12 protein-coding genes are annotated in these 13,980 nt (G+C 72.2%); 8 read left to right on the top strand and 4 right to left on the bottom strand.

Translation table 11 applies throughout. The features are described 5' to 3' along the window. Positions 1 to 6: 6 nt before the first annotated feature. From C8N24_RS27430 to gmk, 5 genes are all read left to right on the top strand, one after another. The gene (locus C8N24_RS27430) at positions 7 to 1,314 is read left to right on the top strand and encodes a dihydroorotase (protein ID WP_121256169.1); all 1,308 of its coding nucleotides are present in this window, start codon (positions 7 to 9) and stop codon (positions 1,312 to 1,314) included. Beyond that, the gene (carA, locus tag C8N24_RS27425) at positions 1,311 to 2,414 is read left to right on the top strand and encodes a glutamine-hydrolyzing carbamoyl-phosphate synthase small subunit (protein WP_121256167.1); all 1,104 of its coding nucleotides are present in this window, start codon (positions 1,311 to 1,313) and stop codon (positions 2,412 to 2,414) included. Before C8N24_RS27430 ends, carA begins: the two co-directional genes overlap by 4 nt. After that, positions 2,407 to 5,466: a carbamoyl-phosphate synthase large subunit gene (carB, locus tag C8N24_RS27420; RefSeq protein WP_121256165.1), complete on the top strand. Its 3,060-nt coding sequence runs from the start codon at positions 2,407 to 2,409 to the stop codon at positions 5,464 to 5,466. Before carA ends, carB begins: the two co-directional genes overlap by 8 nt. Positions 5,467 to 5,704: 238 nt before the next feature. Continuing rightward, positions 5,705 to 6,049: an integration host factor, actinobacterial type gene (mihF, locus tag C8N24_RS27415; RefSeq protein ID WP_121256163.1), complete on the top strand. Its 345-nt coding sequence runs from the start codon at positions 5,705 to 5,707 to the stop codon at positions 6,047 to 6,049. Beyond that, on the top strand, positions 6,050 to 6,604 hold the full coding sequence (gene gmk, locus C8N24_RS27410) for a guanylate kinase (RefSeq protein WP_121256161.1): 555 nt from the start codon (positions 6,050 to 6,052) through the stop codon (positions 6,602 to 6,604). Here the strand turns inward: gmk and C8N24_RS27405 are convergent. Genes C8N24_RS27405 through C8N24_RS27390 form a run of 4 tightly spaced genes read right to left on the bottom strand, consistent with a single transcriptional unit; the run spans position 6,601 to position 11,478 of the window. Beyond that, the gene (locus C8N24_RS27405) at positions 6,601 to 7,833 is read right to left on the bottom strand and encodes an NHL repeat-containing protein (protein ID WP_121256159.1); all 1,233 of its coding nucleotides are present in this window, start codon (positions 7,831 to 7,833) and stop codon (positions 6,601 to 6,603) included. The genes gmk and C8N24_RS27405 overlap by 4 nt on opposite strands. Beyond that, positions 7,830 to 9,059, bottom strand: a complete 1,230-nt coding sequence (locus C8N24_RS27400) for an NHL repeat-containing protein (protein ID WP_121256157.1) — start codon at positions 9,057 to 9,059, stop codon at positions 7,830 to 7,832. The genes C8N24_RS27405 and C8N24_RS27400 overlap by 4 nt, the downstream gene beginning before the upstream one ends. Positions 9,060 to 9,085: 26 nt before the next feature. Continuing rightward, positions 9,086 to 10,300: a Vgb family protein gene (locus tag C8N24_RS27395; RefSeq protein WP_147448007.1), complete on the bottom strand. Its 1,215-nt coding sequence runs from the start codon at positions 10,298 to 10,300 to the stop codon at positions 9,086 to 9,088. Further along, a complete protein-coding gene (locus C8N24_RS27390) occupies positions 10,297 to 11,478 on the bottom strand; it encodes a virginiamycin B lyase family protein (RefSeq protein ID WP_121256153.1) in 1,182 nt (393 codons plus the stop codon). Before C8N24_RS27390 ends, C8N24_RS27395 begins: the two co-directional genes overlap by 4 nt. A 30-nt stretch (positions 11,479 to 11,508) precedes the next feature. Between C8N24_RS27390 and rpoZ the strand changes: the two genes are divergently transcribed. The 3 genes from rpoZ to C8N24_RS27375 are packed head-to-tail and all read left to right on the top strand — an operon-like array spanning position 11,509 to position 13,973. Next, on the top strand, positions 11,509 to 11,736 hold the full coding sequence (rpoZ, locus tag C8N24_RS27385; protein ID WP_028065114.1) for a DNA-directed RNA polymerase subunit omega: 228 nt from the start codon (positions 11,509 to 11,511) through the stop codon (positions 11,734 to 11,736). An 8-nt stretch (positions 11,737 to 11,744) separates the two neighbouring features. After that, a complete protein-coding gene (gene coaBC, locus C8N24_RS27380; protein ID WP_121256151.1) occupies positions 11,745 to 12,998 on the top strand; it encodes a bifunctional phosphopantothenoylcysteine decarboxylase/phosphopantothenate--cysteine ligase CoaBC in 1,254 nt (417 codons plus the stop codon). Then, the gene (locus tag C8N24_RS27375; protein ID WP_121256149.1) at positions 12,999 to 13,973 is read left to right on the top strand and encodes an AAA family ATPase; all 975 of its coding nucleotides are present in this window, start codon (positions 12,999 to 13,001) and stop codon (positions 13,971 to 13,973) included. It begins immediately after the preceding gene. Positions 13,974 to 13,980 lie beyond the last annotated feature (7 nt).

The raw sequence follows: 13,980 nt of genomic DNA, 5'->3' as shown, positions 1-13,980 counted from the left end.
GACTTCATGCTCGACCACCGACCCACCCCGCCCGCCGACGTCCTGATCAAGGGCGCCCACGTGCTCGATCCCCGTACGGGGATCGACGAGCGCGTCGACGTGCGCATCAAGAGCGGCCAGATCGCCGAGATCGGCGCCGACCTGGCCGCCGACGGCGCCGAGACGCTCGACGGCGCCGGCCGTCACCTCTTCCCCGGCTTCGTCGACCCGCACGTGCACCTGCGCGTGCCGGGCCAGGAGCACAAGGAGGACCTCGAGACCGGCACGCGCTCGGCGGCCGCCGGCGGCTTCGTCGCGATCGTCGCGCAGCCGAACACGACGCCCACCGTGGACTCCGCGCCAATCCTGCGCTCCCTGCGCGAGCAGGCCCGCCGCGAGGCGCGCATCCCCGTCGGCTTCCTCGCCAGCATCACCCGCGGCCTCGCGGGGGAGACGATGACCGAGATGGCCGAGCTGCGCGAGTGCGGCGCGCTCGGCTTCACCGACGACGGCAAGCCCGTCCACAACGCCGGGATCCTGCGCAAGGCGCTGCAGTACCAGAAGCTCGCGGGCGGCATCATCGCCCTGCACGAGGAGGACCCGACCCTGTCGGGCAAGGGCGTCATGCACGAGGGCGTCGTCTCGGCCCGCCTCGGCCTGGCCGGCATCCCGAGCATCAGCGAGTCCACGCTGATCGCCCGCGACGCCGCGATCGCCGGCTACGAGGGCGGCCGCATCCACATCCAGCACCTGAGCGCGCGCGAGTCGGTCGAGGTGATCGCTGCCGCCAAGGCCAAGGGCGTGCAGATCACGTGCGAGGCGAGCCCGCACCACCTGACGCTGACCGACGAGGCGGTCGCCGAGAAGCTGGACACGCGGCTGAAGATGAACCCGCCGCTGCGCACCGAGGACGACCGCCAGGCGCTCATCCAGGGCCTCAAGGACGGCACCATCGACTGCATCGCCACCGACCACGCGCCGCACGCGCGCGAGGAGAAGGAGGTGCCGTTCGAGCAGGCCCCGATGGGCACGACCGGTCTGGAGACCGCGTTCGCCGCCGTCTACACGGCGGACATCCTGCCGCTGGCGCTGCTGGTGGAGAAGCTCACGGCGGGCGCTGCGCTGCTGGACCTGCCGACGCCGGAGATCGCCGTCGGCCGCACCGCCGATCTGGTCCTGATCGACCTGAACGCCGAGTGGGAAGTCGGCGAGGCCGGCTACGAGTCCAAGAGCGAGAACTGCTGCTTCGGCGGCCGCCGCCTGAAGGGCAAGGTCGTCACCACGATCGCCGCCGGCGGCATCGTGTACCGGGAAAGGATCCTCAACGCCGTATGAGCAGCGCCTACGTCCTACTGGAAGACGGCACGCGCTTCGACGGCGAGTCCGTCGGCGCGCCCGTCTCGACCACTGGCGAGGTCGTCTTCACGACCGGCATGTCGGGCTACCAGGAGTCGATGACCGACCCGAGCTTCGCGCGCCAGCTGATCACCTTCACCACCGCGCACGTCGGCAACTACGGCGTCAGCGAGCAGTTCATGGAGTCCGACCGCATCCACGCGGGCGGGGCGATCATGCGCGCCGCGGTCGACTACGACGACGCGCCGGCCGCCGAGCAGGGCTGGCTGAGCTGGCTCAAGGCCAACGGCATCCCGGGCATCGCGGGCGTGGACACGCGCGCGCTCGTCCGCCACATCCGCACCGCGGGCTCGATGCGCGGCGGCATCTTCACCGCCGACGTGCCCGTGAACGAGGCGCGCGAGCGGATCGCCGCCGAGCCGAGCATGGTCGGCCGCGACCTCGCGCGCGAGGTGACGATCGCCAAGCCCACGATCTTCGCGGGCGAGGGCGACGGCCCGCGCATCGTCGCGCTGGACACGGGCATCAAGCGCTCGATCATCCGCAACTTCACCTCCCGCGGCGCGACGCTCGAGATCTACCCGTGCACGACGTCCGCCGAGGATCTCCTGAAGGCCGACCCGGATGGGTTCTTCCTCGTCCCGGGTCCGGGCGACCCGGCCGCGCTGGACTACATCGTCGAGAACATCAAGACGCTGCTGAGCACCAAGCCGGTGTTCGGCATCTGCCTCGGCCACCAGCTGCTCTCGCGCGCTGCCGGCCTTGAGACGTTCAAGCTCCCGTTCGGCCACCGCGGCGCCAACCACCCGGTCAAGGACCTGCGGACCGGCCGGATCGCGATCACCTCCCAGAACCACGGCTTCGCGGTCGCGGGCACGCCGGGGGAGATCATCGAGTCCGAGCTCGGCGCCGCCCAGCTCACCCACGTGAACCTCTACGACAACACCATCGAGGGGATCCGCCTGCTCGACGTTCCCGCCGGCTGCGTGCAGTACCACCCCGAGGCCGGCCCCGGCCCGAACGACTCCCTCGGGCTCTTCGACGAGTTCATCGCGCTGTTCGAGGCCGCGCATGCCTAAGCGCACCGACATCCAGAAGATCCTCGTCCTCGGCTCGGGCCCGATCGTGATCGGCCAGGCGGCCGAGTTCGACTACTCGGGCGCGCAGGCGTGCAAGGTCCTGCTCGAGGAGGGCTACGAGGTCGTCCTGGTCAACTCGAACCCGGCGACGATCATGACCGACCCGGAGTTCGCGACCGCGACGTACGTCGAGCCGCTGCTCCCGGGCCCGGTCACGCAGGTGATCGAGCGCGAGCGCCCCGACGCGCTGCTGCCGACGCTCGGCGGCCAGACGGCGCTCAACCTCGCCAAGACGCTGTTCGAGGACGGGACGCTCGAGAAGTACGACGTCGAGCTGATCGGGGCGAACTACGACGCGATCAACCGCGCCGAGAACCGCGAGGAGTTCGACGCGACGATGCAGGCCGCCGGCCTGCGGACCGCGCGCAACATCATCGCCACCTCGGCCGAGGAGGCCGCGGCCGCGCTCGAGTTCGGCCTGCCGCTGATCATCCGCCCGGCGTTCACGCTCGGCGGGCGCGGCGGCGGCATCGCGCGCACGCGTGAGCAGTTCGACGAGATCGTCGCGCGCGGCCTGGACGCGTCCCCGATCGGCCAGATCCTGATCGACGAGTCGATCCTGGGCTGGGGCGAGTTCGAGCTCGAGGTCATGCGCGACCACGCGGACAACGTGGTGATCGTCTGCTCGATCGAGAACATCGACCCGATGGGCGTCCACACGGGCGACTCGGTCACGGTCGCGCCGCAGCAGACGCTGAGCGACCGCGTCTACCAGAAGCTGCGCGACCAGGCGATCGCGGTCATCCGCGCCGTCGGCGTCGAGACGGGCGGCTCGAACGTCCAGTTCGCGGTCAACCCGGCGACCGAGGAGATCGTCGTGATCGAGATGAACCCGCGCGTGTCGCGGTCCTCGGCGCTCGCCTCCAAGGCGACCGGCTTCCCGATCGCGAAGATCGCCGCGCGCCTGGCGGTCGGCTACACGCTCGACGAGATCCCGAACGACATCACCAAGGCCACGCCGGCGTCCTTCGAGCCCACGCTCGACTACGTCGTCGTCAAGTGGCCGCGGTTCGCGTTCGAGAAGTTCCCCGGCGTGGACTCCACGCTCTCCACGCACATGAAGTCCGTGGGCGAGGTGATGGCCATCGGCCGCACGTTCGGCCAGGCCTTCGGCAAGGCCCTGCGCTCGCGCGAGCTGGACTCGCAGCCCGACGTGTCGGGCAGCGACGAGGCGCTGTTGACGCGGCTGGAGTCGCCGAGCGCCGACCGCTTCGACCTCATCCTCGAGCTGTTCAAGCGCGGCGTCTCCGAGGGCGAGGTGCGCGCCCGGACCGGGATCGACCCCTGGTACCTGCGCGAGCTCAACCACCTCGACGACGCCTTCGAAGGCGTGCGCTCGTACCGCGCGGTTGACACCTGCGCCGCCGAGTTCGAGGCCGAGACGCCGTACTTCTACTCCGCCTGGGACCGGGCGGAGGCGAACGAGGTCCGGCGCGGCGACAAGCCGAGCGTGATGATCCTCGGCTCGGGTCCGAACCGGATCGGCCAGGGCATCGAGTTCGACTACTGCTGCGTGCACGCCGCCATGACCGTGCGCGAGTCGGGCCGGGACGCGGTGATGGTCAACTGCAACCCGGAGACCGTGTCAACCGACTACGACACGTCCGACCGGCTGTACTTCGAGCCGTTGACGCTCGAGGACGTGCTCGCGATCGTCGAGGTCGAGCAGCCCGAGGGCGTGATCGTGTCCTTCGGCGGTCAGACGCCGCTGCGGCTCGCCGCGGGGCTGGAGGCGGCCGGGGTGAAGCTGCTGGGCACGCAGCCGGATGCGATCGACCTCGCCGAGGACCGCGGCCGCTTCGGCGCGCTCCTGGAGCGGCTCGAGCTCAAGGCGCCGCCGTACGCCCTCGCGCAGTCGCCGGACGAGGCCCTGGGCGCCGCGCCGAAGGTCGGGTTCCCGCTGCTCGTCCGCCCGTCCTACGTGCTCGGCGGCCGCGCGATGGAGCTCGTCTACGACACGGACATGCTCGCCGACTACTTCGCGCGCACGCGCCCGCAAGGCGAGATCTTCCTCGACCGCTTCCTCGAGAACGCGATCGAGGTCGACGTCGACGCCATCTGCGACGGCGAGGACGTGTGGATCGGCGGGATCATGCAGCACGTCGAGGAGGCCGGGATCCACTCCGGCGACTCGGCCTGCGCGCTGCCGCCGCACTCGCTGGGCGCGGAGATGCTCGGCGAGATCCGCAGGGCGTCGAGCGATCTCGCGCGCGCGTTGGGCGTCGTCGGCCTGATCAACATCCAGTACGCCGTCTACGGCGACGACCTGTACGTGATCGAGGCCAATCCGCGCGCGTCGCGCACGGTGCCGTTCGTGTCCAAGGCCACCGGCCAGCCGCTGGCGAAGATCGCCTGCCGGGTGATGCTGGGGGAGAAGCTGGCGGGCATGGGCCTGCCGGAGGACCCCTGCGGCCCGCACGTGTCCGTCAAGGAGGCGGTGATGCCGTTCGACCGCTTCGCCGGCTCGGACGCGCTCCTCGGCCCCGAGATGCGCTCCACCGGTGAGGTCATGGGCGTCGCGACGGATTTCCCCGCCGCCTTCGCCAAGGCCCAGGCGGCGGCCGGCACGCAGCTGCCGACGCAGGGCACGGTCTTCCTCACGGTGACCGACTCGGACAAGGCGGCCGCGATGGGGATCGCCGCCCAGCTGCACGATCTCGGGTTCCGGATCGTGGCCACGCGCGGAACGGCGTCCGCGATCAAGCGGATGGGCATTCCGGTCGAGACGATCAACAAGATCCAGGATGGCTCTCCACACGTCCGCGATTGGATCGATCGGGGCGACGTCGACCTGGTGATCAACACCCCGACCGGTACCGCCGCACGCAGCGATGGGTATGAGATCCGACGGGCAGCGGTCGCGCGGGGCGTCCCGTGCATCACCACCATCGCCGGGGGGATGGCGGCCGCTCGCGCCATCGGCGCCGCCCGCTTCAGCGAGCCTCCGGTGATCTCGTTGCAAGAGCTCCACCGCAACGGGGTACACGCCTGAATCGATGGGCTAGAGTGCGCCCGTACTGAACTGCGTGCGGGCGCAGCTCCAGCTCGACCACCGGTCCAGGCCTACCTGGACGGTCGGTCCGTGCCCGAACATTGGTCCAGGGAAAAGTCCTGCAAACGCAGGACTTGCTATGCCACACCCCTCGAAGGATTGAACCTCAAGTTCAGGTGAAGCGATGTTTCTGTCAGGACCCTTGTCGGCGGCTCCCAGCGCTGTAGACTCGCCGCCCATGCCGCCAGCGACGAAGACGCCCGCCAAGCCCACCACGGCTGCCCCTGAGCGTTCCCTCGTCCAGCGCATGGAGGCACTCCAGCGCGCGAACGAGATCCGGACCAAGCGCGCGTCTTTGAAGCGTGACCTCAAGGCTGGACGGGCCAGCATCCACCTGCTTCTGATGGAGCCTCCCGAGTACATCGAGACCGCCAAGGTGTTCGACATGCTCCTGGCCGTCCCGAAGTACGGACGCGTAAAGGTGAACAAGGTCTTGCAGGTCTGCCGGATCTCACCTTCGAAGACCATCGGTGGTCTCTCAGAGCGCCAGCGCGCTGAGCTGATCTCCATGCTGCGCCGCTAGGTGCCGGGCAAGGTCTTCGTCATCACCGGCCCCTCGGGGGTCGGGAAGGGCACGCTGATCCGCACGCTCCTGGAGCGCATGCCGGATCTGGAGCTCGCCGTCTCCGCCACCACGCGCTCGCCGCGGCCGGGGGAGGAGCCCGGGGTGCACTACCACTTCCTGGACGACGTGGAGTTCGACCGTCGCGTCGTCGAAGGCGACTTCGTCGAGCACGCCGAGTACTCCGGCCGCCGCTACGGGACGCTGCGCTCCGAGCTGGAGAAGCGCGTCGCGGCCGATCACAGCGTCGTGCTCGAGATCGAGGTGCAGGGCGCGCGCCAGATCGCCCAGACCCTGCCGGACGCCGTGCGGATCTTCATCGCCCCGCCGAACGAGGAGACGCTGCGCCTGCGCCTCGTCGGCCGCGGGACGGACGCCAAGGACGAGATCGAGCGCCGGCTCGCGGTCGCCAAGGCCGAGCTGGAAGCGCAGCACGAGTTCGCGCACGTGGTCGAGAACGACCGCCTCGACGACGCGGTCTCCGCGCTCGAGCGGATCGTCCGCGGCGTCGCCTAGCGCCTGACCCGCAGCTCCCGCTCGAGGTCGAGGTAGTTGCCCTCGCGGTCCCGCAGATCGCCCCACAGCCTGACGGCGGGGCGTTTGCTCCGTGCCAGCCGGCGCAGCTCCGCGGGGCTGAGCCGCAGCTTCACGCTGCCGCCGCGGGGAGCCGCGACGACTTTCGCGGCGCGCCGGAACGGCTCGCCGTCGCCGTCGACGAACGCGGCCTGGAGCGCGAACGGCTCGCGGACCGTGATCGTGAGGCCGCGGTTGCGGCGCAGCGCCGCGAGCGTGAAGCGCTTGCCGGGCCTGGGCGTGAGCGTGACCTTCGGCGGGGTGGAGTCGCAGCCCGGGGCCACGGCAGCGCCCAGCGTCGTCCGTTGGAGTCGGCCCCGGCTGCCGAGCCAGATCCCGCCGTCCGGCGTGAGCTCGACCTCGTGGGCGGGGATCGAGGTCGGGATCAGCGAGACGGAGCGGTCGGCGTTCGCGCGGGCGAGGCGGCAGCGGCCGGTCGTGAACCAGGCGGTGCCGTCGGGCGCGACGGCGACGTCGTACGTGCGCTCGATCCCGCGCAGCCGGAGGGTGCGGCCGTCGGCGGCGATGTGGCCGCCACCGGGCGCGTACGACGAGCTGAACCACATGCCGCCGGTCGCGTCGGGCACCAGGCGCTGGACGTAGTCGGCCGACTGAGCGATCACGGCGGGCGTGCCGCCGCGGGGCCAGCGGACGACGCCGCAGCCGCTCGCGAAGAACCACATCGCGTCGTCGCTGGCGCGCGCCAGAGTCTCCACGCGGAAGTACGCGCAGCCGGGCACGGTGACGTCGGCGGTGGTGATGGTGCCGTCCGGCGCGACGTGCTGGATCTGGTCCTCCTCCGTCTGCATCCAGCCCGTCCCGTCGGGGCCGGTGGCGAGCGCGGAGCCGAACGCGTCCGCGGCGACGGTGGTCAGCGCCCCCGCGGCGTCGACGCGCTCGATCGAGATCCCGGACAGCAGCCACGGCAGTCCGTCGGGGCCGAGGACGAGCGCGTTGAGCGGCGGTAGCGCGGGCGTCGTGCGCACGGTCCCGTCGGGCGCCACGCGGCGGATCTCGACGCCGTCACGGGTCCAGACGCTCGCCCATGCGCCCCCGTCGGGGGTGGTGAGGACCGTGTCCAGGCTGTCGCCGAGGCCCAGCCGGAAGACGTCCTGCGCCTGGGCGGGCGCGGCCAGGACCAGGGAGGCGACGATCGTGGCGAGCACCTTCATGGCTTCAGCCTTAGCTCGTGCTCGAAGCCGCCCTCGTTGCCCTCGCGGTCGCGCACCGTCCCCACCAGCGCCAGCGGCTCGTCCCGTTGGCGGGCGAGGTCACGCAGCTCGTCCACGTCGAGGGCCATCCGCACGGTCCGTCCGCCGCGGGCGGTGACGGACGTGTACACGTGCCCGAAGCTGTAGTCACCCGGGCCGTCGAACACGTACGCCTCGACCTGGAACGGCTCCCCGACCGTGAGCTTGAAGCCGCCCTGGCGACGCAGCGCGGCCAGGCTGACGGGTTTGGCCGGATCGGGCACGATCCGCACGGTCGGCGGCGTGTCGTCGCAGCCCGCGGCCGGGGCGTCGAGCGTGGTGTGGCGCACGCGGGACGGGGTCGCGAGCCACAGGCCGCCCGCCGCGTCGAAGTCGACGAGGGTGGCCGGGACCGCGATCGGATGCCGGCTGACGCGCCCGTCCGCGGCCGCGCGCGTGAGGAAGCACTGCCCGGTGGCGTAGTAGGCGCTGCCGTCCGGAGCGACCGCGACGTCCCGGGTGCCGAGGTGTCCGGGCCGCTTGAGCAGGGTCACGCGCCCGCTCGTGTCGACGTGCCCGCCGCCCGGGCCGATGTGGACGGAGAACCAGATGCCGCCGTGGGCGTCGGGGGCAAGGATCGTCCCCGCCTCGTCGGGGTTCGCGACGACCGTCGGCGTGCCGCCCGGCGGGACGCGGACGAAGCCGCAGTGGGAGGCGTAGAACCAGATCGCGCCGTCAGCCGCACGTGTCAGCCCGTGCGGATACGCCTTCGGACAGCCGGGGATGGCGAGGTCCAGTGGCTGCGCCGTGCCGTCGGCCGCAAGGCGCGCGCCGTTCTCGCCGTCGAACACCCACGCCGTGCCGTCCGGGGCGGTGACGAGCTCGTCATAGCCGGCCGCGACCGGCGTGCGGGTCGCGAGGCCGTTGCCGTCGATCCGCAGCAGGTCGGGACCGTCGAGCAGCCACGCCCGCCCGTCCGGCCCGAGCCCGCCACCCACGTACGCCGATGTCCGCGTCGAACGCTGGGCGCCCTGCGGCGTGATGCGCACCACGCGCGAGCTCCGCGTGGCGCTCACGTGCGCCCAGGCACCACCGTCCGGTCCGACGATCAGCTGCCGGACGGACGACTTCAGGCCGACGCGGAGGTCGGCAGCGTGCGCGGGAGCCGCGAGCGCTAAGAGGGCGATGATCGTGCAGAAGGCTCTCACCGGAGCCGTCGTACCCGGAACGCGCGTCAGCGCGTCACGCGGAACTCGGCGTAACGCATGTCCTCGTTGTCGTCCTCGTCGCGAAGATAGACGCCGACGTGGATCACGTCGCCGCGCTCGATGTGCCACCGACGCGGCGTCTTCAGCCGCAGCGTGCCGCCGCGAGCGCCCCGGATCCGGAACTGGCGATCCGGCCCGAGCCGAGCGTGTCTCGAGCGCCCGCCGGGGAGGAGGGCGAGCGTCGCGGACCCTCGGGCGTCTTCGTCGACGGTGACCCGGACGCCGCGCCTGATCGTTCCGTCCACGCGGATGCGGGCGGCTGGCGGTCGGTCGTCGCAGTCGTCGGTGGGGGCATCGCCGCGGGCGACGCGTCGCTCGCTCGCGAGCCACAGGCCGCCGCCGGCGTCGAACGCGAGCTCACGCGCCGGGATCGGCGCGCGGCGGCTCTCGACGCCGCCCGCCGCGTTCACGCGCAGCAGGCGACAGCTCCCCGTCGCGAACCACGGCCGGCCGTCCGGGGCGACGGCGATCGCCGTGGGCTCGCGGCTGCTGTCGAACGGACGTGGCGGCAGGAACGTCATCCGGCCGTCCGCGTCCACGTGCCCACCCAGCGACGTCGACGCGCCGAACCAGATCCCGCCGGTGGCGTCCGCGGCGAGCCCGTGCACGCCGAGGACGGGCGGCAAGACCACGGTGCGGGCCTCGCTGGTCGGTGCGATCCGCACGAGCCGGTCGCAGCCCGCGTCCGACGCCCACACGGCTCCGTCGGTGGCCCGGGTGAGGTCGCCGAGGTCCAGCGGGGTGTCGCACGCGGACAGCTCCAGCGGCGTCTGCTGCGCGGGTCCGTCGGTCGTGAAGCGCAGGAGAGCCGGCCGACGGCCGCGGGTCATCGTCCAGAGCGCGCCGTCCGGTCCGCTCACGAGGCTCGAGGGCACGTCACGCTGCGCTTGGTCCCCGTCGCCGTCACGCACACGCGTGACGGTCCCGCCGGCGTCGATGCGGTGCAGGGTGTTCTGGTAGTCGATGAACCAGAGCTGGCCGTCGGCGCCGATCGTCGTCGTCGCGGCGTAGGTCTCGAGCGTCGTCGCGCGGACCGCGCCGTCCGGCGTGATGCGCAGCGCGCGCTGACGGTTCCCGTTGGCCTCCATGACCCACGCTGCCCCGTCAGGGGCGACGTTGAGCTGGGACACGGAGCCCCCGAACGGGGCACTGAGCGCGGCCGCGACCGCGAGGGCTCTCATCGGGTCACGCGCACCCGGAACTCGTGTCCTTCCTCATTCCCTTCGTCATCGGTCACGGACACGACGACCCTGACCGTCGTCGGCGATCGTTCGATCTGGCGGCGCTCGGAGTAGGCCACCCGAGCACGGAACCGGCCGGCGCGTGGGAGGGTCCGCGTGGTCGGCGTCGCGCTGAAGGCCGGCTCCTTCACGTCGGCGGTCGTGTAGGCCGTCACGTGCGCGCGGCCGCTCACCGTGACCGGGATGCCGCGGCGCAGGGCGGCGAGCGACGTCCGCCGGGGGACGCGCACCCGCGGTGCCGAGCCGTCGCAGGTGCCGTCGAGCCCGCGGGCGAGCCGGGCCCGGTTCGCGAGCCACAGCTGCCCGGTGCCGTCGAAGGCGAGCTCCTTGGCGGCGAGCGGCGCCGGCACGTTGGTGACCTGCCCGTCGGCGCCCACGCGGGTGACGGTGCAGCGGCGGAACGCGACCCAGACGCTGCCGTCGGGCGCCGCGGCGATGTCGCTCGCGCTGCCGCGGGGCAACGTCGTCGCCAGAAGCCGGCCGTCGGCGGTCACGTGCACGACTTCGTACGGGTACCCGTCGCCCTGCAGCACCCAGACGCCGCCGGTGGGATCGGCCGCCAGCGCGTCGGCACCGCCGGGCAGCTCGACGACCACGCCGTCGCGGGTGAGGACGCGGCACTCGTCCGCGAGCCAGAGCGCGCCGTCGGCGGCGCGGACGAGCGGCGGCCGGTCCAGCCCGCGCGGGGAGCAGGGATCGTGGCCGCTCGCGGTCTGCTCGAGCCGGCCGTCGGGGCCGAGGCGGGTGAGCGTCTCCGCCTCCTCGCTCGGCCCCCACAGGGTGCCGTCGGGCGCGCTCGCGAGTGGGGCCAGGAGCCCCGGCTCGGGGACCGCGACGGTGTGCGCGGTCCCGGCCGGGTCCACCCGCACGAGCCGCGAGCGCCGGTCACCGCCGTACCAGGCGCTCCCGTCGGGGCCGAGCGCGCCGCCGTCGAGGAGCGGGAACCCGCGCGCGAGCACGGTGCGCCCGTCCGGCAGCACGCGCGCGACGTCCGTCTTGCCGCCCGGGCGCTCGACCTGCGCGTACGCGCCGCCGTCCGGCCCCGCCAGCAGCCCGTGGACCTCCTCGCGCAACCCGACGCGCAGCACGTCCGCGGCGCTCGCGGAAGTGCTGCACATGAGGAGGATCGCCGCAGCTAGAATGGCGGTGTGATTTCTCCGCGCGTAGACCGCCTTCTCGAGCATGTCGACTCCCCGTACGCGAGCGTGATCGTCGCCGCCAAGCGCGCGCGGCAGATCAACTCGTACTACCACAACCTGGGTGAGGGCACGTTCGAGGAGTTCCCGCCCCCGATGGTGGACACCGCGTCGAAGAACTACCTGACGATCGCGCTCGAGGAAGTCGCGACCGGCAAGGTCGCGTACCGCTACCGCTAGGAGCGCCCATGCCGCGCATCCTCCTCGGTGTGTGCGGTGGGATCGCGGCCTACAAGGCGCTCGAGTTCACGCGGCTGGCCCTGAAGGCCGGCCACAGCGTGCGCGTGGTGCAGACTGAGGCGGCCACGCGCTTCGTCGGGCCGGCCTCGTTCGCCGGCATCACCGGCGCGCCCGTGCTCATCACCGAGTGGGAGCCGGACCCGCTCCGCGGCGTCTTCCCCGGCGACCCGCTGCCTGAGCACGCTCCGCTCTCGCACCTGGCGCTGGTCGAGCGCGCGGACGCGTACCTGATCGCGCCCGCCACGGCCGAGACGCTGGCCAAGCTGGCGAACGGCCTCGCCGACAACCTGCTGACCGCCGCGGCGCTGGCCTGCAAGCGACCGCTGATCGTCGCTCCGGCCATGAACAACGCGATGTACGAGCATCCCGCCACGCAGGCGAACCTCGCGACGCTTCGCGCGCGCGGGGTCACGGTGCTCGAGCCCGGCGTCGGACCGCTGGGTTCGCCCGGGGAGTTCGGGGTGGGGCGCCTGCCCGAGCCGCCGGAGCTGCTCGCCGCGGTCGAGGACGTGCTGGCGGGTGGGGGCGCGCTGGACGGGCTGCGCGTGTTGATCAGCGCGGGCGGTACGCGCGAGCCGATCGACGCCGTGCGCTTCATCGGCAACCGCTCGTCGGGCCGGATGGGGTTCGCGCTCGCCGAGGCGGCCAAGCGCCGCGGCGCCAACGTCACCGTCGTGGCGGCGAACGTGTCGCTCCCGCGCGCGCCGGGGATCGAGTATGTGGACGTGACGACCGCCGCTCAGCTCGCCGACGCGTGCTCCGAGCGCTTCGACGCGTGCGACGTGCTGATCATGGCCGCCGCGGTCGCCGACTACCGGCCCGAGGAAGCCCACGGCGGCAAGCTCAAGAAGGACCAGACGGGCGCGGAACTGAATCTGCGGCTCGTCCGTACAACGGACGTGCTCTCCTCGCTCGCGGATCGTCGTCGCCCCGGCCAGCTGCTCGTCGGGTTCGCCGCCGAGCACGGTGACGGTGCACTCGCTTACGGTCGCTCCAAGCTCGAGCGCAAGAAGTTGGATGCCGTCGTCGTGAATGACGTGAGCGGTGCCGGCATCGGGTTCGACGCCGCGGACAACGAGGTGTGGATCGTCACGGCCGACGGCGAGCATCACGTCCCGAAGACGTCCAAGGACGCGGTCGCGGCCGCCATCTTGGATTCCGTCTTGAGCCGCTCTTCATCAAACGACACAAAGGTCCGCTGAATGGAACCCCTCGAGGAAGCCGTCCCCGAGCGCCTGGCGCAGGCGGAGATCGACACCGCGGTATCCGTCGCGCGCCGCATCACGGAGAACATCCGCAAGGCGGTCCAGGTCCGTGACGAGGTCCTCGAGCACGTGACCGTGACGATGCTCAGCGAGGGGCACATCCTGGTCGAGGACTACCCGGGGGTGGGCAAGACCGCGCTGGCGCGCGCGCTCTCGCGCTCGATCGACTGCCAGTTCGCGCGCGTGCAGTGCACGGCGGACCTGCTCCCGGCGGACATCATCGGCACGCAGATCTACAACCAGCGCGAGTCGCGCTTCGAGTTCCGCCCGGGCCCGATCTTCGCCAACGTCGTGCTGGTGGACGAGGTCAACCGCGCGTCGCCCAAGACCCAGTCGGGCCTCCTCGAATGCATGCAGGAGCGCCAGGTCACGGTCGAGGCCATGTCGCACGAGCTCGCGCGCCCGTTCCTGGTGTTCGCGACGCAGAACCCGGTCGAGTACGAGGGCACCTACCCGCTGCCCGAGGCGCAGGTCGACCGCTTCATGGTCCGCCTCTCGCTCGGCTACCCGACCGCCGCCGAGGAGGCCGGGATGCTCATGGGGCACGAGTCGCACGACCGCGTGATGGACCTCGAGCCGGTCGCCGACCGCGCCGAGATCGTCGACGCCGTCGAGACCGCGCACCGCGTGCACGCGTCGCGCGCCCTGCGCGAGTACATCGTCACCCTGCTGCGCCGGACCCGCGACGACGACCGCACCGAGCTCGGCGCCTCCCCGCGCGCCGGCCTGATGCTGCTGCGCGCCGCGAAGGCCCGCGCGCTGGTGCACGGGCGCGACCACGCGCTGCCCGACGACGTGCAGGCGCTGGCCGACCCCGTGCTCTCGCACCGGATCATGCTCGCCCCGGAGGCCGCCGGCGTGCAGCGCTCGGAGATCATCCGGGACGCGATCGCCGCCGTCCCGGCGCTCTAGGGAGCGG

The sequence above is a fragment of the Solirubrobacter pauli genome (assembly GCF_003633755.1).
GTDB lineage: Bacteria > Actinomycetota > Thermoleophilia > Solirubrobacterales > Solirubrobacteraceae > Solirubrobacter > Solirubrobacter pauli.
The sequence above is the reverse complement of the archived record's forward strand: the minus strand, read 5'-3'. Positions and strand labels throughout refer to the sequence as shown.

What these genes read in the sequence shown, in the direction of transcription:
- C8N24_RS27430 (WP_121256169.1), top strand. Translation starts at nt 7, where the DNA reads ATGCTCGACCACCGACCCACCCCGCCCGCCGACGTCCTGATCAAGGGC.
- carA (WP_121256167.1), top strand. Translation starts at nt 1,311, where the DNA reads ATGAGCAGCGCCTACGTCCTACTGGAAGACGGCACGCGCTTCGACGGC.
- carB (WP_121256165.1), top strand. Translation starts at nt 2,407, where the DNA reads ATGCCTAAGCGCACCGACATCCAGAAGATCCTCGTCCTCGGCTCGGGC.
- mihF (WP_121256163.1), top strand. Translation starts at nt 5,705, where the DNA reads ATGCCGCCAGCGACGAAGACGCCCGCCAAGCCCACCACGGCTGCCCCT.
- C8N24_RS27405 (WP_121256159.1), bottom strand. Translation starts at nt 7,833, where the DNA reads ATGAAGGTGCTCGCCACGATCGTCGCCTCCCTGGTCCTGGCCGCGCCC.
- C8N24_RS27395 (WP_147448007.1), bottom strand. Translation starts at nt 10,300, where the DNA reads ATGAGAGCCCTCGCGGTCGCGGCCGCGCTCAGTGCCCCGTTCGGGGGC.
- C8N24_RS27390 (WP_121256153.1), bottom strand. Translation starts at nt 11,478, where the DNA reads ATGTGCAGCACTTCCGCGAGCGCCGCGGACGTGCTGCGCGTCGGGTTG.
- coaBC (WP_121256151.1), top strand. Translation starts at nt 11,745, where the DNA reads ATGCCGCGCATCCTCCTCGGTGTGTGCGGTGGGATCGCGGCCTACAAG.
- C8N24_RS27375 (WP_121256149.1), top strand. Translation starts at nt 12,999, where the DNA reads ATGGAACCCCTCGAGGAAGCCGTCCCCGAGCGCCTGGCGCAGGCGGAG.